We start from the raw sequence: 20486 nt of genomic DNA, 5'->3' as shown, positions 1-20486 counted from the left end.
TTGCGGGGATGAGCCTTTTTCTGTCAACTCTTGAGGTTGACGCGTTTCATTTTTGAATTGGCGGATGGTATAAAAGTAGAATAGAGAGATTATACTAAGTATAGAAAAATTACAGCTTTGTTTCTAAAGATGAAGTGTAACCTAATTTGGTATCGAATCCTGACGACCGGCTCCCCAAAACGAAAACTTTGTACTTCACCATTAAGATAACTGCTATAAGATGAATTTATTAGAAGAAGTTAAGGCAAAAACTAAAGAATTTCGTACCGATAACTATCCTATGTCAATCGGAGAGATTATTAGTCTTTATAATAACAAAGAAATGACAATTAATCCAGATTTTCAAAGATATTTTCGTTGGACAATAGCCCAAAAAAGCCGATTCATAGAATCGATACTATTAGGAATTCCTATTCCCTCTATTTTTGTCTATCAGAGAGAAGAAGATAGTGTTTGGGAATTGGTGGATGGATTACAAAGGATTTCAACAATTTTGGAATTTGTTGGCGATTTAAGAGATGAGGACGATGAAACTAAGAAAAAACCGAAACTGGTGCTTCAAGGTACTAACTTATTACCTAGCTTAAACGGAGTTATGTGGGAAGGTGCAGAGGAAGGAGAGTATAATTTGCCACCATCTCTAAAAATAGATTTCAAAAGAGCGAAAATACAGGTTCAGATTATCCAAAAAGAATCGGAAAAAATGCTAAGTTTGAAGTTTTTCATCGTTTAAATACTGGTGGCTCTTTTTTATCTTATCAAGAGGTGCGTAATTGTCTTTTGATTATGCTAGATAAAAGCCTATATAAGTGGTTAGAAGACTTGGCAGAAAATGAGAACTTTAAAAATTGTATTTCCCTATCCGAGCGATTAAGACAAGAACGCTACGACTTGGAACTAATTCTTAAATATTTTGCCCTGTCTTCTCCTACATTTGGTCCAACATCATTGAACAAAAAAGAGGTTAATGAATATTTGACTGACTATTTGATAAAATTATGCAATTCCATCACTTTTGATCGTGTGTTAGAGCAAGAAAAATTCGCTAAAATGTTTTTATTGCTTGATCAAGCGACGAGTGAAGATACTTTTACCAAATATGATGAAACAAGATTCAAGGGGAAATTTCTCGATTCTGCTTATGAAGCGATCACTACAGGATTACGAGAAAATATTGATGATTACTCTGCTCAAGATATTGAACTGCTAAAAACAAAAATTCAGGAAATGTGGTCAGAATCTGACTTTATTTCTAACATCGGTACAGGATCGAGAGCTAGAACTAGAATGCACAAAATGATTGAATTTGGCAAAAAATATTTTAAAAAGTAATGAGTAAAGATAATAGAACTATCGAAATTCTCCAGAAAAACTTAGATGAAGATATGGCATGGCGAATCAGAGAACTTAGTATTTTAAAAACTAAAATTCCTCCACAAAAAGGAACTGAGCAAGATGTATTAATTAGAGCCGGAATAACCACTCTCTATGCCCATTGGGAAGGTTTTATTAAATATGCAGCAGAATGTTATTTGCAGTTTGTTTCCTTAAGAAAATTAAATTATCATGAACTGGATTACTGTTTCGTTGCCCTTAGTTCTAGAAAATCTATAAATGAGTTAATAAAAACCAATAAATTTAAGTTACAAAAAGAGATGATCAAAAATTTACTTGATAACCTAGAAAATAGAGCTTATATACCCTACGAAAATATTATTAACACCAAATCTAATCTCAATTTTGAAGTTTTCACTGATATCTGTACTATTCTAGGAATTGATGATAGTGATTATCAACTGAAGCAGAAAGCTATTGATGAACAACTTCTCACCCAAAGAAATAAAATTGCTCATGGAAAGTATTTAACTAAGTAGGTGGGTGGAATTAAATATAAAATGAACGTAGGTTGGGTTGAAGCATGAAACCCAACGCCCGCATGGGTTACGCTACCGCTAACCCATCCTACAAATAATTGTGCCTACCTACTTATCGATTATGAAGAATACATCAGTATTTATAATTTAGTAATTGAATTAATCAGAAATTTTAAAGATGATCTATTAAATGCCGCCGTGACAGAACAGTATAAAAAAGTCAAAAGTATATAGGGTTAATAAGCTATTATAAACATAAAAAAAGTTGATAGAACCAAAACGGTCTATCAACTCTTAAAATTATCTATTCAAGAACTAAAAATTAACGTTCTTGAAAGACGATTTTTTTGTCCAGGGAAGGACGGTTATTCGACTTAGAGGGATACTTATTACCACCACTGCGGGGAGTTTTATTAATCACAGGTTTACTGCTGGCCGCTGCGGGAACTTCCCAATCGGTTTTCATCCACTGGGGACAATTTTGATCGTAGATCATTTGCAGGGCAGCAGCCGCGATCGCTTGGGGATCGTATTCTTCACTTAAATCCCGCACTAAAGGCAAGAAAGAAGCCATCCGTTCCCCCGATAAAGCCTCTTTTAGCTGATTTTGCAGCTTGGCCAGACGTTTTGCTTCTACTTCGGTCCGACTAGGAATGGGACTAGATTCCAGACGTTGACGCAGACGCTGTTCAATCTGACGTAATAAACGCCGATCGATCGGTTCTACTAAGGATATAGCAGTTCCTGTTTTACCAGCGCGGCCGGTGCGGCCAATGCGGTGAATATAGGTTTCGGCATTATCTGGCAGATCATAGTTAATAACGTGGCTGAGATTTTCCACATCTAGACCGCGGGCCGCGATATCTGTGGCTACCACTAATTTAATTTTGCCCTCGCGGAAACGTTGCACCAGTCGTTCCCGTTGCACTTGGCTTAAGTTACCGTGGTATTCATCCACCGTTTGCCCCGCTTCTTGCAGTTTGCTGGTTAATTCGGCCGCGGTTTGCTTGGTGCGGACGAAAATAATCGCCGATTCTAGGGGTTCGATCTCTAACAGGGGTTGCAGGACTTTTAATTTCGTCCAACCGCGAGGGATCAGATAAATTTTCTGCTCGATCTTAGCAGGAGCGGCCTGGGGTTGAGAAACCGTCACAGAAACGGGAGATTTCAAGAAATTAGCGATTAAATCGCGGATTTCCCGGGGCATAGTTGCCGAGAAACAGGCGGTTTGACGGGTGGAGGGGGATGCTTGCAGAATTTTCTTAACATCATCGATAAAACCCATACTGAGCATTTCGTCCGCTTCATCGAGGACTACCCAGTTTAGGGATTCTAGATGGAGTTTTTTGCGATCGAGCAGATCGATTACCCGGCCCGGAGTCCCAACCACAATCTGGACACCTTTTTCCAGACTGCGGATCTGACGTTCCATGGATTGACCACCACAGACTGTCAGGATAAAGAGACGACGGTCATCAGAGAAATCCTTGATGGCGCTGGCCACCTGTTGGGCTAATTCCCGGGTGGGAGTGAGGATTAAAGCTTGAACGTTAGGATTTTTGGTGTCCATGCGTTCCAGTAAAGGCAGGGAATAGGCGGCGGTTTTGCCGGTTCCCGTTTGCGACATTCCTACCATGTCATGCCCTTCTAGAAGGAGAGGGATGGCTTTGGTTTGAATTTCGGTGGGGGTGGTGAATCCAAGCGTTTCTAGGTGTTGAAGACGGCTATCGGATAAACCTAAATTGTTGAAACCAGTGGTCATAGGGATTGTTTTGTGGGAATTAAATTAGAAAAATGGAAAAATTAGACTATTTCGCCGTAGAGATCGTAGGTATCGGCCGAAGTGATTCGGACCTGCACGATCGCACCTAGAATCGCCTCACCTGTCACATAAACCAAGCCATCTACTTCCGGGGAAAAACGAGCGGAACGCCCGATTAATTCTCCTGTTTCCGGGTTTTCCTGTTCGATGAGAACATCGACAGTGTGACCGATATAAGCTTGATTTTTGCGTTCCGAGATCGGTTGCTGAGTTAACATCAACCTTTCGCGGCGTTCGTCCATAATTGCCTGTGGCACTGGATTGGGCAGGTCAAAAGCGGCTGTACCTTCTTCGGCGGAGAAGGTAAACACCCCGACGTGATCGAACTCATGACGCTTGACAAATTCCAGCAGATGGCTGAAATGTTCCTCGGTTTCTCCGGGGAAACCGACGATAAAAGTCGTTCGTAAAACCGCGTTCGGGATAGCTTGCTTGATCCGCTCGATAATGCCATCGTTGACTCGTCCTTGCCAGGGACGGTTCATCGCCCGCAGGATGTCGGGATGGGAATGTTGTAGCGGCAAGTCTAGATAGGGTAAAACATTCGGGGTCTCTCGGATCGCTTCGATAACCTTTGGCGTTAACCCGGTCGGGTAAGCGTAGTGAACGCGAATCCAAGGTATATCGACTTCTCCCAGCGCTCGCAAGAGTTCCGCTAATTTGGGTTCGCCATATAAGTCTAACCCATAATTGGTTGTTATTTGCGAAATGAGAATTAATTCTTGGACTCCTTGGCCAGCCAATTGTCGCGCTTCGGCCACAATGGACTCGATCGAACGGGATCTTTGATCGCCGCGCAGGTGGGGAATAATACAGAAAGCACAGCGATAATCGCAGCCTTCGGCCACCCGCAGATAGGCGACTCCTTCGGTAGTGGTGCGATAACGGGGCAGATTTTCATCGGCGATAAAAGTGGGATCGGTGCTGACTTCTTTGACTCGTTCTCCCGTCTCTACCCGTTCGACGATCTCGACGATTTTCTGATAATCCCCTGTACCGACAATGGCCACGGCTTCCGGCAATTCCGTCAGCAGTTCATCTTGGAAATGTTGGGCCATACAGCCGGAGATAATAATTTTTTTATTAGCTTCCGCCAGTTCCACGAGGGTGCGAACGGATTCTTCTCTAGCTGCTTGAATGAAACTACAGGTATTAACGATAACGTAATCGGCCAACTCCTCGTCATTATCTACGGGATAGCCGGCCTTGGCCAGCAGTCCTAACATATGCTCGGAGTCGATCCGGTTTTTCTCACAGCCCAGGTGTGAGATAGCGATGGTTGGCTTATTGCCCATGCGATCGAGTATCAACCAAATCTTAAACTTATTTAATGTTAAGACATTTTAACGGATTCCGGACTTGATAAAATCATTAGCAGTTAAAATAATTTCCCCCCGGGGGCCCGTGGCTAGGCCTTCACCCTGTTAAAATGGGTGGGCGGCGCATGGTTGGGTACGCTAAGAGTAGTAGACGCTGTGAACTTAATTGCAACTTTCAAGACAAAAAACCCGATTATTGGCGTGGTTCATCTCGCCCCCCTGCCCACTTCCCCCCGTTGGGGTGGTAGTCTCAAGACGGTGATCGAGCGGGCTGAACAGGAGGCGACGGCTTTGGCTGCCGGTGGTGTTGATGGTTTGATTATCGAGAATTTTTTTGATGCCCCCTTTACTAAGCAACAGGTGGATCCAGCCGTGGTTAGTGCCATGACTTTAATTGTTGATCGCATTAAAAATCTGGTGGTCTTACCGATTGGTCTTAATGTTCTCCGCAATGATGCCCATAGTGCCTTAGCGATCGCTACCTGTGTTAATGCCCAATTTATTCGGGTTAATGTGCTAACGGGGGTTATGGCCACTGATCAGGGCATTATTGAGGGTCAGGCCCACGAACTCCTGCGTTATCGGCGCGAATTGGGGTCTGAGGTCAAAATTTTAGCGGATGTTTTGGTTAAACACGCCCGCCCCCTGGGAACCCCTAATCTGACTACGGCAGTGCAAGATACGATCGAACGGGGACTAGCAGACGGGGTAATCCTCTCCGGTTGGTCCACCGGTAGCCCCCCTAGTTTTGAGGATTTGGAACTGGCAGTGGCGGCGGCCAAGGGAACACCGGTTTTTATCGGCAGCGGGGCTGATTTGGACAATATCGGGCAGTTGCTGCCGGCTGCCGATGGGGTGATCGTGGCTAGTTCCCTCAAGCGTCATGGCAAAATTACTGAACCGGTGGATCCGATCCGGGTGTCGCAATTTGTGGAAACGGCCCGGCAGATCAACGATCAAAAAGCAAAAATTAATAATTCTCTGCCTTCTTTGCCTCTGTCCACATAACCCCTTGCTAGAATGGCGAATAGTTTCAGGGGATAGCTATCCTAAGTTTTTAGGAATTGAAAATGTCCTAATTAACACAATATCGTTACGGAATTTTTCCTTTCGACAAAGTACATTTCGATTTACCTCCTGACTTCTGACTCCTGAATTCTGCTGTAATTTAATCTAAATAATATTATGCGTCGTCGTTCTGTACCTTGGATTCATCGCTACTCCCGGCCTCTAATTGGGGGCGTTTCGATCGTGGGGGCGATTCTGACTGGCTATTTAACCATTACCAAACTGACGGGAGGGGCTGCGGCCTGTACCGCCGGGGCTAGTGATGGGGCTGGTTGTAGTGGTGTTCTGAATAGTCCCTACGCTACGGTTTTCGGGCTGCCCTTGAGTTTGTTCGGTTTTTTGGCCTATATTGCCATGGCGGTTTTTGCCCTCAGTCCTCTATTTATCAATGGGGAAACTCAGAAAAATCTCCGCAAAAGTTTAGAAAATAATACTTGGTTATTGCTGTTAGCGGGGGCGACGGCGATGGCGGTATTTAGTGGTTATTTAATGTATGTTCTAGCCACGGAATTAAAGGAATTGTGTCCCTACTGCATCACTTCCGCTTTGTTCGCTTTAACCCTATTAATTCTCACAATTATCGGTCGCGAATGGGAAGGTTTAGGACAAATTATACTGCCGATGGTTGTAGTGGCAATGATTACTTTTGTGGGAACTTTAGCGGTTTACGCAGGAGTAAATTCCCCCACGGTGGCAGGAGGAAAAGAAGAAATTACCCGGCCAATGACAGCGGCTAAACCTCCCTACGGTTGGGAAGTAACCACGGTTTCGGGAAAAGCAGAAATCGCCCTGGCTAAACATTTAAAAGCAATTGGTGCGAAAGAATACGGGGCTTTTTGGTGTCCCCACTGTTACGATCAAAAACAGTTATTTGGTAAGGAAGCGGGAGAAATCCTCAAAAAAGAAGGGGTTTATATCGAATGCGATCCCCAAGGGGTTAATGGTAATCCCCAAGCTTGTCGCGATGCCGGAATTAAAGGTTTCCCCACTTGGATTATTAAGGGTCAAGAATATTCGGGAACCCAAAGATTAGAGAAATTAGCGGAGGTTTCTGGTTATACCGGCCCGATGAATTTTAAATATACAGTTCCGGGTCGCAAGTAGGAAAATATTGAGGGGTTGAACTTTGTTCAGCCCCGACATTTTATAGTGTTTGTTCTCCAGATAAAGTAGAACTTTAATTTTGTTCTTAGCAAGAGAGGGAGATTGAAAGTTGCCAGATTTTGATCAACCTATACCCCAAGAAAAACTTGACATTATTGAGAAAACTAGAGCCAATTTATTTGTTTGGCGAGGTCAGTTTTCACCCCAACTGATAGAGACTATTTTAAGTTTCTATTGCCCATCTAATTCGGTCATTCTCGATCCTTTTGTGGGTAGCGGAACTGTTTTACTAGAGGCAAGTTATTTATCCCTAGAAGCTTATGGATTTGAGATTAATCCCGCTGCTTATATCATGAGTCGTACCTATGAATTTATCAATGATTCTCAAAAAAAAGAAGTTCTTAAAAACCTGAGAAATATCCTCGATCAAGAATTTCCTTTGAGAATTTTTGAAGTCAGTGACCAAGTAGAAAATTTAGTAGATAAATTGCAAAATACTAGGAATATGCTACCGGATCGGTCAAAGGTTTTATTTGATGCTTTGGTAATCATTCTTGATGTGTGTAACAATAAAATTACTCAGGAATTTATTCAGAAAAAATTTTTACATCTTAGCAATATAATTACTAAGCTACCTTACTCTCAAAAGCCGATCAGGGTTGGATTATCTGATGCTCGTTCTCTACCACTAAAAAATAATCAGATAGATTTTGTTGTGACTTCTCCACCCTATATAAATGTTTTTAATTACCATCAAAATTATCGTCAATCTGCTGAAATATTAGGATGGGATTTACTCAAGATAGCCAAGTCAGAAATTGGCTCTAATAGAGCAAATAGGAGTAATCGTTTCTACACTGTAGTACAATACTGTTTAGATATGGGTGACATTTTAAAGGAACTGGCAAGAGTCAGCAAGCAGCAAGCAAGAATTGTTTTAATTGTAGGACAAGAATCTAACGTTCTTGGCGTACCTTTTTATAATGCTGATATTATTGAAAAAATAGGTATCAAAGCCAAACTATTTCAGAAAGTATTAAGACAAAAAAGAAAATTTAAGAATAAATTTGGTAAAGTTATTATAGAGGATATAATTAATTTTATTAACTTAAATAATCAAGTTAGCCAAGAGGTAATAGAACAAATTTCTAGAGAGGTAGCATTCGAGGTATTGGAAAGCAGTAGGCTTTTTGTGTCTTCAGAAAACCAGCTATGTTTAGAATCAGCAATTGCCAAAGTCAATAATATTCAAAGAACACCAATTTTAGATAAGAGATTATATATTGACCTTTGAACATCAACAAAAATACATGAACGAATTTTCCCGTCCTCACTACACGAAACTAACTGCCTGTCTTAACAATCCTCGGTTGCCAGAAGCTGATCGGGAACGTTTAGAAGAAGCTATTATAAAATATCGCCAGTGGATTATCGAGTTAGAATCGATTAATTCTGGTCAAGCAGATGCAGTAGAAAAGCTAGTGTCAGCTACTAACCGATATAAGCGTTTTATTGAACTTGACTTAATTTTTGATAGTTCAGATAACTTTTTGTATAGACAGAAGGGACAGTTAAAATTAGATAATACTATATTAGAAGAATTTTTACCGCAGCTGATTTTCCGTAGTTTACAAGGAATAGATAACTCTTTTGAATTGGGTCCACGAAATACCTTCTCTGGACTAAGTTTCCTATCCTCTCTCGGCAATATTGGTCAAGGTGGTCAAGCAAATATTAGAAGCAAAAATCAGGATTTTATGCTGGGTAAAAAGTTATATATAAAGTCATCTTTTGACCCAGAATTTCAAAATTATGAATTGATTGAGTCTCATCTTGGCTATGTTTGTGCAGAGTGCAAAACTAATTTAGATAAAACTATGTTTCAGGAAGCTGTAGCCACAAGTAGAGATTTAAAAATTGCCGTTCCTAACTCTTTATATTTTTTGATTTGCGAATTTCTTGATATGACACCAGTTTCAATAATTTCTACTCAAATTGATGATGTGTTAATTATACGAAAAACTAAGCGTATGACCGCTAATCTTCGACAAGAGTATCGCTCCTCAAAAGCAAGACAGCTGCACAGACAGGAATATGTAGATTTTTTGGATGCTTCTCAATATTATCCCGATGTGTTTCAAAGGATGATCGATAAAATACAAACTCATATTGATAATACAAATCCATCACTGGAAAATGTTTTATATCAAGGATATTTCTAGAAATTTTCTCGACATCAAGTTTAGCTAATGTGATTTATAATCAAGATGTAGATAAGTTGTTAATTATTGGTTATGACTCAGGTAAATCTACAAAAAGCCGCTAATATTCTCGGTGTAACTACCGCAGAAATACTAACATGGCAAAAGAAAAAATTAATCAAAGGTCAGAAAATCAATCAAGTTGATTGGTTATTTGATCTCGAGCAATTAACCAATCTTAAAAATAACCAATCCCCCAGAGAATTGAGAATTTTACAAACTGTTGAGCCAACTAATTACACGGTTATCGAATTATTTGCTGGCTGTGGTGGTATGGCTTTAGGTTTAGAAAATGCGGGAATAAAAACACAATTACTGGTGGACATTAATCAAGATTGTGTTAATACTTTAAGACTCAATCGACCGCAATGGAATGTTATAAATCAAGACATAAAAAAGATTGAATTTTCTGATTTTAGAGACAAAATAGATATTGTAGCTGGAGGTTTTCCCTGCCAACCTTTTAGTTATGCTGGGTTAGGAAAAGGATTAGAAGATTTGAGAGGGAGCTTATTTTTTGAATTTGCTCGTTGTTTACAGGAAGTGCAACCTAAAATCGCTATAGCCGAAAATGTTCGAGGATTATTAAGCAATAAAAAAGGAGAAACCCTGCAATTAATGCTGCAAGCTTTACAGGAAATCGGTTATTATGCTGCTTATCAAGTTTTATCAGCCCAATTTCTCGATGTTCCCCAAAAAAGAGAAAGATTAATTATTATTGCCACCCGTCAAGACCTAAATATTAAACCCATTTTTCCCCAATATAAAAACTATACTATTTCTCTGAAAAAAGCCTTAGAGAATTGTCCCAGTTCTCCAGGAGTAGAATATAAAGAAAGAAAAAAAGAGATTATGTCCTTAGTTCCCGCAGGAGGAAATTGGCGGAATTTGCCGATGGATATTCAAAAAGAATATATGAAAAATAGTCTCAAAAATCACGGCGGACGGACAGGATATGCTAAAAGATTATCTTGGGATGAACCGGCTTTAACTATTACCTGTAGTCCGGCACAAACCCAAACAGAAAGATGCCATCCCCAAGAAACTCGTCCTTTGACTGTGAGAGAATATGCACGAGTGCAGTCCTTTCCCGATGATTGGCAATTTACCGGTAATTTAACCTCTCAATATCGACAGATTGGTAATGCGGTTCCCGTGAATATGGCCTATCATCTTGGTGGCTGTTTAATTAATATGTTGCAGGGGGATTATCTGGGGGAAACACAGCCAAAAACCGAACAGTTAAGCATTCCGGGGTTAGAAGTTAATTAATTTTGACTAAAAGTAAATAGCGCTTGCTGAATAAATGTGAAATGTAGGCAAGGTAAGGGTTTTAGGGATCGTCGCCCGTACTTTTTCAGCAAACCCTAACTATTCGTAATCACTGACACGCAAAAACTATTGATTTAGGATAAGTAGGGAGGCACAATTATTTGTAGGATGGGTTAGCGGTAGCGTAACCCATGCGGGCGTTGGGTTTCATGCCTCAACCCAACCTACGTTCTGACACGCAAAAACTATTGATTTAGGATAACAAATACAATTATAATACTTTTGAATCACCGATAACTGTTTCAGTTTTATTGTTAGATGGTATAGGGAATCTCAATAAATGGATGTTGATTGAGATCAAAATCTTGGGTATTACGAGTGACTAATTTGAGATTATAGTAAAGGGCGATCGCTGCTTGAATGGCATCGGGCAATTTCCATTGAATAACCTTTTTGTTAGGCTGTTTGGTTGCCTTTTTTTTGATTTGTTCACGACGGATTTGAATGACTAAATCAGTGATGTTGATATCTAAATCTATCAGGGGAAAATGGTTTAACAACTCTCCTGCTTTGTCAAAGGAATTATCATCATCAAAACCAATGAGAACTTCGGCTTTAGTAATGACAGAAGTGAGCTTTTAGATAAACTGTAGCTTGGGTAATACCATTAAAATGGTCGATTAAAATACAGGAGTCTATTAATCGTTTCATATCCACTCCTCCCGAATTTTTTGCTGATATTCTAAGCCATCTCCTTTAGTCCAGATTGCCTGGGTTTTATCTAATAAGGCTTCAAAATCGGCTTCTGTCTTTTCATCCTCAACTACTTGAATGTTAATGGCTAACTTTGTTCCTGCTTTAAAGGGTAAGTTAGAGAGGATAATCTTCTGAGAATGATCGATGATTAAATAGGTTTGATAACTATTCATAATTATTGACAAGCAAAAACTATTAATTTAAGTAGGTAGGCACAATTATTTGTAGGATGGGTTAGCGGTAGCGTAACATAATCGGGCGTTGGGTTTCATGCTTCAACCCAACCTACGTTCATTTTATATTTAATTCCACCCACCCACTTAGGACAACAAATACAATTATAATACTTTTGATTTTTATATCTCGTTCCCAGGTTCTACCTGAACTAATAACTGTTCACTGAATCAAGGGTTCTCTCTGAATATTACTTTAAGGCAGAGCCTTAAATATTCTGTTCCAAGGCTCTGCCTTGGAACAAGAGAAAAACAAGAAAAAATTTAGGGTAGGGGCGAAGCATTCGGATAGTAAATTTACGGTTTCAGCGATAGGTTATTGCCCGAATGCTTCGCCCCTACAAGCATTATGGGTTTGATAACTATTCATAATTATTGACAAGCAGAAACTATTGATCCAGGATAACAAAGACAATTATAATACTTTTGAATCACCGATAACCGTTGCAGTTTCATTGTTCTTAATAAAACTTAATATACTTCAATTTTCTCAAAAAAATCGACTGGCCTTTACAGGACTCGGATTAATGGGACTTCGCAAGAAACGTTAATCCAATAGTTAGGGTTTGCCGAAAGAAGCTAGATACAATTGAGTAACGCACAGAAAACGGGTTTCTCCGAGAAACCCGTTTTCTACTCATGCACTCATGCAAAAAGGGGAATAAATAATCAGTCTTTAATAACCAGATTTAGTATAACTACTTCTTGCATGAGTGCCTATCCTCAGCCAGAAATTGATTTTGTCCGATTTTACTGTCTGGAGTCTGTAGGGTTGATTCATGAATCAACCCTACCCCACTAGAAATTGATTTTGTCCGATTTTACTGTGCGGGGGGAATAACTTCTAACGGAATACTTTCAGTTTCTCCATCTTTAGATGGATTGACATCCGGACTTTTTTCTGCATCTGGAGTTTTTTCCACCGCTTTGGTTTCTGAGGTGGGGGGATTTTCGGGGGGTACTTCTGGACTGGGGTTCTTTTCCGGGATGGGAGTGAATTCCACCGGGGTTTCGCTTTCAGGAGACGGGGAAACTTCGGGGGAAGGTTCGCTATTGCGGGTAGTTTCCGCGGGAGTTTCTTCTATCCGGGGAGATTCTGGGGTAGTTGCAGGGGTAGTTGCGGGGGTGTCTTCCCTGGTTTTTTGTTCTTCCTGGGGACAAGCTGCCGATTCTAAACCGAGATGACATCGGACTTCCTCCCGTCCCAAAGATACGGCAATTCCCGACACCGACATTAACAAAGCTAGGATGGGTAAGATATTGTTCATAAAATTAGACTTGATTCTACTCCTCGACATCACATTGTCTATTTTAGATAGGATCGAACTGATATTGAGAACCCTTTGGCCCCTCATTGCCGCGATTAGCGCGTACTAGGGGAACTTGGTTAAAAATATTAAAATCCGTGGTGCTTCCCTGCAAGGTGATTCCTCGATTTAAAGTTTCGACTACAGTAGCACGGTCAGAACTTTTAGCGATCGCTTCTCCTAATACTTTCATGCTATCGTAGGCGGTAGCAGTACGCCAACTGACGCGACCGCGCCAACTTTTCAGCGCATCCTTGGCAAAAGGATCCGTTGCTTGGAAACTCCAAGGTACTGCTAGAACTAATCCGTCGATGCTATCCGCTCCTTGAATAAGTATATCGGGTGTATAAAGTTCATTTCCGCTTAATAAGAGCATTCCAGACGATTCTTGGGCAATAGCCACGGCTTGATCGATGCGATCGCCGTCTTTACTCAAGGCCAAAAATACCACCCTAGCGCCGGCTTGTTTGGCCTGATCTATGGCGGTTTTAGCGTTAAAATTGGCTTTGGTTGTGTCTATTGCCTTAACTATCTTGCCTCCCGGTTCTTTGATCGCTTTAGCAAAGGAATCCTTTAATTTTTGACTATAGGGACTATCGGAATTATAAAACAGAACCACTGACGGAGAATTCTCTTGCTGACTAGCATAATTAGCCAAAGTTTTGGCCACTGCTTCCAGATAACTGCCTAAAACTTCCTGAGATTTATCCTTAAGGGGAATGGTTTTCAGGGTTGCATTTCCCGTTTGACTGACACTGGTAGTCAGGGGAGAAAGAATCGCTAATCCTTCTTTTTCGTAACTTTCAATCGCTTTTTGACTAAAAGGATCGATTCCGTGGCCCATAACTGCCAAAACTTGACCGGATTGAATCAGATCATCGGCTATCGCTTTTGATTGTAACCCACCGCCATCATTAGCGATAACTATTTCCAAAGGATTACCCGGATTAGAATTATTAAACTCCTCTTGATACCTGGCCACACCTCGGAGAATTTCCTTAGCGCTGTTGGGGTCGTTAGCGATGGGGACAACAACGGCTATAGTCTTTTGATTACCTTTTTGTCTAGCTTTGGCGTTATTGTAATAGATTTTGCCCTCCGGATCGTTTGCTTGGGGAGTGGCTGCTAGTTGGTAAGCTGCGATCGCATTTGCCCAATCTTCCTTTTTAAAGGCCGCTGCGCCTTTTTCTTTGTTAGGAGTGGAATTAAGCAGTATTTTCTCACCTTGGCTAAATAAATCGGGATTTTTAGCCGTATTACTCACAAAAGTTGCCTTGGGTTGCTTGTCTGGGGTTTCTTCTGGTGTAACTTGGGAAGTATCGGGTTTGGGAATGAGCATTTGCAATAGACTCCAACCCCCTAAACCTGCGGTTAAAGCGGTAATTATCAAAGCGAAGGGAAGTAACCAGTTCGATTTTCGGCCGACTTTAGTTGTACCCCCCGGGGAGACCACCACCGTGGTTTTAACCGTCGTTGTGACGGGATCCATCGCTTCCCTAGGTAGGCCACAGATAGGACAATCAGGAGTAGTATTTTCGCAGGGTTCATGACCTCCCGCAATCGCTTGCGGATAAGTTTTACCATCTTTAGGGATACCGTCACATTGCCAAGTAGTCATAATCAGTTATCAGTTATCAGTTATCAGTTATCAGTTATCAGTTATCAGTTATCAGTTATCAGTTATCAGTTATCAGTTATCAGTTATCAGTGGGTAAGTTATCAGTGGGTAAGTTATCAGATTTGAGTTTTAAGTGAGCAGTATGTGTTAAGTGAGCAGTATTAAATAGCAGTTTCTTGCCATCTTTTCACTGTTTACTGATTACTGTTTACTGTTTACTGGTCACTGTTTACTGATTACTGTTTACTGATCACTGTTTACTGTTTGAGGACGTTGTCGTAAGCTTTGGAAATAGAGGCCACCGATAAGCAGTAAAAAGAGGATATAAGCAACAATTTGACTGATATAGAGGTTTTGACGATAACCAAACAGAGATTTAAGGAGGAGTCCGGGGAAAGTGCGATCGCTCAAAATTTGGGAACCGTCCCAAACTTGAAAACCGAGAAGACAGGAGGAGGGGAGAGAAGGACAGAAATTGCGATAAAAAGGGTCAATTTCACTTAAAAGACTGATTCCTGCGTCGATATGTTTCAAAACACCGATGAGTAATCCCGCAACGATTAAGAGGAGGAAAGTCCCCATAATTTGGAAAAAGAGACGGATATTAATTTTTACTCCCCCTGCAAATAGGAGAGTTCCCAACAAGGTTGCGACACTTAACCCCGCTATCGCACCGAAGGTTTGTATCTGCCAATCTTTTTGGAATTGGGCCAGGATAAAGAGGACAGTTTCAAATCCCTCCCGCAAGACAGCGATAAAAACGAGCAGAAAAATCGCTTTTCCTGCCCCATTTTTCGCTTTTAAACCCGCTTTTACCGCACTTTCTACCTCAGATTTCAAAGATTTGGCCTGTTGAGTCATCCAAATTAACATCCAACTCAACATCAAAACGGCAATCAGTCCAAAAGTGGCGGCCAGTAATTCCTTGAGCATTGGTACGAATGGACTAGGAGAGGCATCCACTTGCAAAAGGATTCCCCCTAGCAAAATACCGACTAAAACACTAGCGACCACTCCCGCACCAATACCACGATACACCCATGAGTTAAGTTGCGATCGACCCGATTTTTGTAAACAAGCGAGGACAATTCCCACCACTAAAGCGGCCTCGAAACCTTCCCGGAGAGTGATGATAAAAGTGGGTAAAGCGGAACTAAGATTCATAAGCTAGTGGATAAACTCTAGCTTTGATCCTAGCTCAAGCAAAATCCCGCAGCATCTTGCGAATTTCCAGATTGTGTAATTCTTCTTGTCCGATCATACCGCGAGCGAATTCTTCTAGGTAAATACTGGCATCTTCGACGGTTTCTAGGAGTGCTTTGTACAAATCAAGGGATTTTTTCTCATGATTGAGGCTCTCACTCAAGATTGCTTTGATATTGTGTTCATAGCTTTCCTCGATTGGGGCAATTTTTAAGCTAGGATGACCTTCTAAACCGGTGAGAATTTCCCCAACTTGTTGCGCGTGGGTGAGGGATTCCGTGGCCTGAGTCTGGAAAAATTGGACGATGGGGATGCGATGGGGACCTGTCACCATCAGGGAATAGTGGGTGTAACGGACAACTCCCGCTAGTTCAAATTCCATGATTTCGTTCAGTTGTTCGATGGTTTTGTCTCTGTCTAGTTCTCGCATAAGATTCTCAATAATTTTTCTCTAATTGCAATTGTAGCTAATCCAAACCGGCTAAATGAATCTAAAAACCTTGTTGGCTAATATCTTTAGGCTTTTTTGCCATCAAAAAAGTGCCAGCCATTTGAGCAATCCGGGGGAAGTTTTAGGCACTTTTTCCCTGAAAATGCCTAAAATCCCACACACCCCAGGACAAACCCTTTCAGCAAACCCTAGGTGCTGCAAAAAGACTTTAGCTGGGGGAATAGCAACTCAAGAGGTCATTAAAGGTTTCATTTTGCCTTAAACCATCGAAAACAAAGTTATTACGCGCTAATTCGCCACATATATCCGGTTCTATGTCTAGAGCTTCCCGTAAACAGTTGATCGCTTTTTCTTGTTGACCGAGGGCGGCATAACAGCAGGCGAGATTATACCACGCATAGCGATCATCTTGATCGATTTTTAACAATTCTTCATAACAGGCGATCGCTTCTGGTAAACGCTGTAATTCCTGTAGGATCACACCCTGTTGATACCAGGACCAGTAATCTTGCGGTCGGATATCGAGGGCGGTACGATAATTAAATAAAGCCTCTTGGGGATTGCCCCAATCCCGGAAAGCGTCGCCGCGACGATACCAAGCCCAATAATCCCGGGGTCGCGCCCCTAGGGCCAAGTCATAAAAAGTGATAGCGCGTTCGTAATTTTTCAGCAATCGATAGGCCTCCCCTTGCCGGTAGGCTGCCCAATAGTCCCCCGGACTATGACTTAGGGCCCGTTGAAAACAAGCGATCGCTTTTTGGTAGTCCTTTAATTCCTGTAGATAAACACAACCTTGATCGTACCAAGCCCAATAGTTATCATCCTTTACCTGTGCGGCGTTAGCATAACTTTCAGCCGCTTCTTCATACATTCCCAAGTCTTCTAGTATCATACCCCTTTTGTACCATGCCCAATAATCATCTGGATAATATTCTAAGGCTTTTTCGTAGCTGATTAAGGCTCCAAAATAGTCCATTCTTTCTTTTAAAATATTGCCTTGGTCATACCAGTCCCGATAGGTATCTGGACGGCATTCGAGCGCTCGATAGACAGTGAGTAGATAGGTCATAGTTATTAATCTTTAACGGAGGCAGGAGTCAGGAGTCAGGAGGCAGGAGAATTAAGAATGAGCATTAATTAGGGCTGGCTGAATAAATGTGAAATGTAGGCAAGGTAAGGGTTTTGTGGCTTTACGAGCGAAACAGGTGCCAGATTTTGAGAGAATCATGCTTCAAAACCTTGTGTCTTCATCGGCCCGCGTCCTGTAGGGGCGAAGCATTCGGGCAATAACCTATCGGTGAAACCGTAGATTTTCTATCCGAATGCTTCGCCCCTACTTTTTGCCGCAAACCCTAATTAGAGCCGTCAGTCTTATCAGTTATCAGTTATCAGTTATCAGTGGGAGTGTTGGGTGAGCAGTGGGTGCTTTTTCCCTGAAAATTAGGTAGTTGACCACCTGAAAATCGATAAAACCCCACACCCTACACCCCACACCCCACACCCTGCCCCCAGGAAAAGCTTTTTGCCGCAAACCCTAGTTATACTTTTAGAACAGATTCAGATCTGTTAAAGCGCCGAGACTGCTAGAGGAGACTAACTTGGCGAATTTGCCGAGAATTCCCGTTTTATAGCGTGGGGGACGCGGTTGCCAATGGTGACGACGACGGGTTAATTCTTCCTCCGATACATTTAAACTCAAGAGACGCTGACGAGCATCAATAGTGATTTGATCCCCCTCCTCGACTAGGGCAATTGTACCACCCACCGCCGCTTCTGGAGCGACGTGACCGACCACCATGCCATAGGTTCCCCCGGAAAAACGACCATCGGTAATTAATCCCACGGAATCCCCTAAACCGGCGCCGATAATTGCCGAAGTGGGGGCTAACATTTCCCGCATACCCGGTCCGCCTACTGGTCCCTCGTAACGGACAACCACCACATCCCCGGCTTGAATTTTTCCGGCTAAAATTGCCTCTAAACAGGTTTCTTCCGACTCAAACACCCGCGCGGGTCCGGTGATGACCGGAGTTTTCACGCCGCTGATTTTGGCCACGGACCCCTCCGTGGCCAGATTTCCTTTTAAAATGGCTAAATGACCCTCTTTATAGACAGGATTGCTAAAAGGACGGATAACATCTTGGCCTGAGGGCGGTTGGTCGGGAATATCGGCTAAAATCTCGGCGATAGTCTGACCGCTAATGGTGAGGGCATCCCCGTGGAGTAAACCATTAACCAGGAGAATTTTCATCACTTGGGGAATACCGCCGGCTTTATGCAGATCTACGGTAACGTAACGCCCGGAGGGTTTAAGATCGCAGATAACTGGTACACGCTGGCGGATGGTTTCAAAATCATCGATCGATAATTCTACCCCGATGGTGCGGGAAATGGCTAAAAGGTGCAGGACAGCGTTAGTGGAACCTCCCACCGCCATAATTACCGAAATGGCGTTTTCAAAGGCTTTACGGGTCAAAATTTGGCTAGGGAGAATCTGTTTTCTAACCGCCTCGACCAAAACCTTGGCCGATTCTTCGGTACTATCGGCTTTTTCCGCATCTTCGGCGGCCATGGTTGAGGTATAGGGTAAACTCATCCCCATGGCTTCAAAAATGGAAGACATGGTATTAGCAGTAAACATTCCACCACAGGAACCGGCCCCGGGGCAAGCGTTGCGTTCAATTCCGATGAGGTCTTCTTCACTGATTTTACCGGCGCTGTACTGTCCCACGGCTTCAAAGGAACTGACCACGGTTAAATCGCAATCTTTGTAGCGCCCCGGTTTAATCGTGCCACCATAGACGAAAATAGCGGGAATATTCATCCGGGCCATGGCAATCATTGCCCCCGGCATATTTTTGTCACAACCCCCAATAGCGAGGACTCCATCGAGACTTTGACCATTACAGACGGTTTCAATGGAATCGGCGATTACCTCCCTAGAAACGAGAGAATATTTCATCCCTTCTGTTCCCATGGAAATCCCGTCACTAATGGTGATAGTCCCGAAAAGTTGCGGCATTCCCCCCGCTAATCTGGTGGCTGCTTCGGCACGCATTGCTAAATCATTAATTCCCATGTTACAGGGGGTAATGGTGCTAAATCCGTTAGCGATGCCGATGATTGGTTTGCTAAAGTCCTCATCCCCAAAACCTACCGCTCTTAACATGGCCCGATTCGGACTGCGTTGGGTACCTTGGGTAACAATGCGACTTCTGTAGTTATCTGCCATAACTTTATCTTTCTCCAATGGCGGCTTATGTGTGCGATCGCTGCTCAAGTTCTCCAATCGCACCTTTATTTCTATTTTCTGACTTTTGGCCGCTCTGAGCAGGTTTTAGGACAGCCCATCTCTAAAGAAAATATAAAACTGCGGGATGATTCAGGGGACAGCTATCGGAAATCAGGATTATCGCAACCCTAAATTCGTGTCAGCCACCGATCTAACCAGACGCGAGGATATCGCCCCCCTCGACAACCCGGACGTATTAGCCCAACTGCTTGCGGCCAAGCGCTCGCCCCGGACGCGACACGCTTATGCGGGGGATTTAAACCCACATTCCGCACCCTCAACTGTCACATAAGCTGTCCCCCTCCAGAGACTTGAGTAAAAATACTTAGCTGGTGAAGGTTTTCTCGGTGGCCGCTAGGGGGGTCTTGAGACCCATAATTATGAAAAAATAGGAATTGTTGAAAAACTTAGGCAGTGGGCTGTTCGACCATGAATCAATCAACAGAAATTGAAGTCAAAAATCTAGACCATCTGGGATTAGTAGCCGGAATTATCGATGAAATAGGAATCGTTGAAATTATCAACGAACAAGTCTCAATTGAGCGAGGAGAAATTGTCACAGCGGGCTGAGAGGGGGACAAGCGAGCTAGAAGGTAGATAGGGCAAGCGATATCGCTCTTTGTCCTTTGATGTAATCTTTCAACCGATAGCGGCTAATTTGCATTAGCTCTTCTATATTTTTTGGGAACATTTGATGTAGCTGGAGCCAATGATAGAGATGTTGACCCACATAAAAACTGCTGTGTCTGCGTTGACCTTTATATCTTTTGGCTCTCCCAGCTTTGGTGGGTAAAATGTATTCTAAGATACATTTCTCAAGAGCGAGGGGGTGGAACGAACCACAAAGACACAAAGGACACAAAGATCGATCGATCCTATGTCAATTAAACTTATCACACAGAACCT

At 42.4% G+C, this 20486-nt stretch carries 20 protein-coding genes and 1 pseudogene; 11 read left to right on the top strand and 10 right to left on the bottom strand.

Annotated elements, in window-relative coordinates; all coding sequences use genetic code 11:
• Positions 1-220 precede the first annotated feature (220 nt).
• The 3 genes from ACE1AQ_RS18080 to ACE1AQ_RS18070 are packed head-to-tail and all read left to right on the top strand — an operon-like array spanning position 221 to position 1874.
• Positions 221-733 carry a DUF262 domain-containing protein gene (locus ACE1AQ_RS18080; protein WP_253257761.1) on the top strand — a complete coding sequence of 171 codons (513 nt, stop codon included), beginning with the start codon at positions 221-223 and terminating at the stop codon, positions 731-733.
• 53 nt (positions 734-786) lie between these two features.
• Complete coding sequence (locus tag ACE1AQ_RS18075; protein WP_253257760.1) at positions 787-1332, top strand: hypothetical protein; 546 nt, start codon at positions 787-789, stop codon at positions 1330-1332.
• A complete protein-coding gene (locus ACE1AQ_RS18070; protein ID WP_253257759.1) occupies positions 1332-1874 on the top strand; it encodes an MAE_28990/MAE_18760 family HEPN-like nuclease in 543 nt (180 codons plus the stop codon). Before ACE1AQ_RS18075 ends, ACE1AQ_RS18070 begins: the two co-directional genes overlap by 1 nt.
• Positions 1875-2196: 322 nt before the next feature.
• Here the strand turns inward: ACE1AQ_RS18070 and ACE1AQ_RS18065 are convergent, their stop codons facing one another.
• Positions 2197-3636, bottom strand: coding sequence for a DEAD/DEAH box helicase (locus tag ACE1AQ_RS18065; RefSeq protein WP_008198520.1), 1440 nt, complete (start codon positions 3634-3636; stop codon positions 2197-2199).
• A gap of 41 nt (positions 3637-3677) precedes the next feature.
• A complete protein-coding gene (gene rimO / locus ACE1AQ_RS18060; protein WP_110545604.1) occupies positions 3678-4991 on the bottom strand; it encodes a 30S ribosomal protein S12 methylthiotransferase RimO in 1314 nt (437 codons plus the stop codon).
• Positions 4992-5171: 180 nt separating this feature from the next.
• On the opposite strand from rimO, the gene btpA reads away from it, so the two are divergent.
• The 5 genes from btpA to ACE1AQ_RS18035 all read left to right on the top strand — a co-directional run bounded on the left by btpA (position 5172) and on the right by ACE1AQ_RS18035 (position 10720).
• The gene (gene btpA / locus ACE1AQ_RS18055; protein WP_110545601.1) at positions 5172-6023 is read left to right on the top strand and encodes a photosystem I biogenesis protein BtpA; all 852 of its coding nucleotides are present in this window, start codon (positions 5172-5174) and stop codon (positions 6021-6023) included.
• A gap of 177 nt (positions 6024-6200) precedes the next feature.
• Positions 6201-7187 carry a vitamin K epoxide reductase family protein gene (locus tag ACE1AQ_RS18050; RefSeq protein ID WP_110545598.1) on the top strand — a complete coding sequence of 329 codons (987 nt, stop codon included), beginning with the start codon at positions 6201-6203 and terminating at the stop codon, positions 7185-7187.
• 109 nt (positions 7188-7296) lie between these two features.
• Positions 7297-8481, top strand: a complete 1185-nt coding sequence (locus ACE1AQ_RS18045; protein WP_110545596.1) for a DNA methyltransferase — start codon at positions 7297-7299, stop codon at positions 8479-8481.
• Positions 8482-8557: 76 nt separating this feature from the next.
• The gene (locus ACE1AQ_RS18040; protein WP_374808941.1) at positions 8558-9409 is read left to right on the top strand and encodes a Bpu10I family restriction endonuclease; all 852 of its coding nucleotides are present in this window, start codon (positions 8558-8560) and stop codon (positions 9407-9409) included.
• Between the two features lie 72 nt (positions 9410-9481).
• Complete coding sequence (locus tag ACE1AQ_RS18035) at positions 9482-10720, top strand: DNA cytosine methyltransferase (protein ID WP_110545591.1); 1239 nt, start codon at positions 9482-9484, stop codon at positions 10718-10720.
• Positions 10721-11034: 314 nt separating this feature from the next.
• Here the strand turns inward: ACE1AQ_RS18035 and ACE1AQ_RS18030 are convergent, their stop codons facing one another.
• The 4 genes from ACE1AQ_RS18030 to ACE1AQ_RS18015 form a co-directional block, all read right to left on the bottom strand.
• Complete coding sequence (locus tag ACE1AQ_RS18030; RefSeq protein WP_253257763.1) at positions 11035-11322, bottom strand: hypothetical protein; 288 nt, start codon at positions 11320-11322, stop codon at positions 11035-11037.
• Between the two features lie 105 nt (positions 11323-11427).
• Positions 11428-11649 (bottom strand): hypothetical protein, encoded by a 222-nt coding sequence (locus tag ACE1AQ_RS18025; RefSeq protein WP_002794017.1) that lies wholly within the window; start codon positions 11647-11649, stop codon positions 11428-11430.
• An 881-nt stretch (positions 11650-12530) separates the two neighbouring features.
• The gene (locus ACE1AQ_RS18020; protein WP_008198536.1) at positions 12531-12977 is read right to left on the bottom strand and encodes a hypothetical protein; all 447 of its coding nucleotides are present in this window, start codon (positions 12975-12977) and stop codon (positions 12531-12533) included.
• A gap of 43 nt (positions 12978-13020) precedes the next feature.
• Entirely contained in the window at positions 13021-14634 is a 1614-nt protein-coding gene (locus ACE1AQ_RS18015) for an ABC transporter substrate-binding protein (protein ID WP_008198539.1), read from the bottom strand.
• Between ACE1AQ_RS18015 and ACE1AQ_RS18010 the strand changes: the two genes are divergently transcribed.
• Positions 14620-14760, top strand: a complete 141-nt coding sequence (locus tag ACE1AQ_RS18010) for a hypothetical protein (protein ID WP_374808938.1) — start codon at positions 14620-14622, stop codon at positions 14758-14760. The genes ACE1AQ_RS18015 and ACE1AQ_RS18010 overlap by 15 nt on opposite strands.
• Before the next feature lie 117 nt (positions 14761-14877).
• On the opposite strand, the gene ACE1AQ_RS18005 is transcribed toward ACE1AQ_RS18010, so the two are convergent.
• The 4 genes from ACE1AQ_RS18005 to ilvD all read right to left on the bottom strand — a co-directional run bounded on the left by ACE1AQ_RS18005 (position 14878) and on the right by ilvD (position 19520).
• Entirely contained in the window at positions 14878-15798 is a 921-nt protein-coding gene (locus tag ACE1AQ_RS18005; RefSeq protein WP_008198540.1) for an FTR1 family protein, read from the bottom strand.
• Positions 15799-15832: 34 nt separating this feature from the next.
• On the bottom strand, positions 15833-16267 hold the full coding sequence (locus ACE1AQ_RS18000) for a bacterioferritin (RefSeq protein WP_002731529.1): 435 nt from the start codon (positions 16265-16267) through the stop codon (positions 15833-15835).
• Positions 16268-16496: 229 nt separating this feature from the next.
• The gene (locus ACE1AQ_RS17995; RefSeq protein ID WP_106909625.1) at positions 16497-17357 is read right to left on the bottom strand and encodes a lipopolysaccharide assembly protein LapB; all 861 of its coding nucleotides are present in this window, start codon (positions 17355-17357) and stop codon (positions 16497-16499) included.
• A gap of 477 nt (positions 17358-17834) precedes the next feature.
• Positions 17835-19520: a dihydroxy-acid dehydratase gene (gene ilvD / locus ACE1AQ_RS17990; RefSeq protein WP_110545915.1), complete on the bottom strand. Its 1686-nt coding sequence runs from the start codon at positions 19518-19520 to the stop codon at positions 17835-17837.
• A gap of 196 nt (positions 19521-19716) precedes the next feature.
• On the opposite strand from ilvD, the gene ACE1AQ_RS17985 reads away from it, so the two are divergent.
• Entirely contained in the window at positions 19717-19872 is a 156-nt protein-coding gene (locus tag ACE1AQ_RS17985) for a hypothetical protein (RefSeq protein ID WP_172456668.1), read from the top strand.
• A gap of 137 nt (positions 19873-20009) precedes the next feature.
• Positions 20010-20147 (top strand): annotated as a pseudogene (locus ACE1AQ_RS17980) (DUF4277 domain-containing protein); the annotation flags it as partial.
• Positions 20148-20486 lie beyond the last annotated feature (339 nt).

It is taken from the genome of Microcystis sp. BLCC-F209 (assembly GCF_041928595.1).
GTDB lineage: Bacteria > Cyanobacteriota > Cyanobacteriia > Cyanobacteriales > Microcystaceae > Microcystis.
Note: the sequence above shows the minus strand (reverse complement) of the source record. Positions and strands in the feature narration are given on the sequence as shown.